Annotated in this window: 1 protein-coding gene; it reads right to left on the bottom strand. The window is 59.9% G+C overall.

The window, feature by feature from the left end; genetic code table 11:
- Window positions 1-116 precede the first annotated feature (116 nt).
- Window positions 117-379, bottom strand: a 263-nt coding sequence (tnpB, locus tag AB4Y34_RS42095) for an IS66 family insertion sequence element accessory protein TnpB (protein ID WP_368719337.1), incomplete at its 5' end; no start/stop codon positions are given.

Below are 379 nucleotides of genomic sequence, written 5' to 3'. Positions count from 1 at the left end.
GTTTCTCTACGAGGTCCCAGATTCGAACCCGCCGGTGAAGCACAGCAGCCGATGGGACTCACTCACTGACCGCGCAGCAGCAGCCCGGGCGGCATTGGGATCCAAAACCTTCTGATCTAACTGAAGGCGTTGTAGTATGAAGCCAGATAGTTCGCGTACAGGTTCATGCCGTCGCCGCTCCACCATAAAATCTTGATGAGGTCACCACGACGCCCGCGAAACAGGAAAATGTGCCCCGAGAACGGATCACGACCGAGTGCTGACTGCACCAGCGCGGCAAGTCCATCCATGCCACGGCGCATATCGGTAACGCCCGCTGCCAGCCATACGCGGGTACCGCCTGGCGGCGCAATCATGCTGGCATCAGGCAGCGCAGCAC

This window comes from Paraburkholderia sp. BR10954, assembly GCF_040965775.1.
Taxonomy (GTDB): domain Bacteria; phylum Pseudomonadota; class Gammaproteobacteria; order Burkholderiales; family Burkholderiaceae; genus Paraburkholderia; species Paraburkholderia youngii.
The sequence above is the reverse complement of the archived record's forward strand: the minus strand, read 5'-3'. Positions and strand labels throughout refer to the sequence as shown.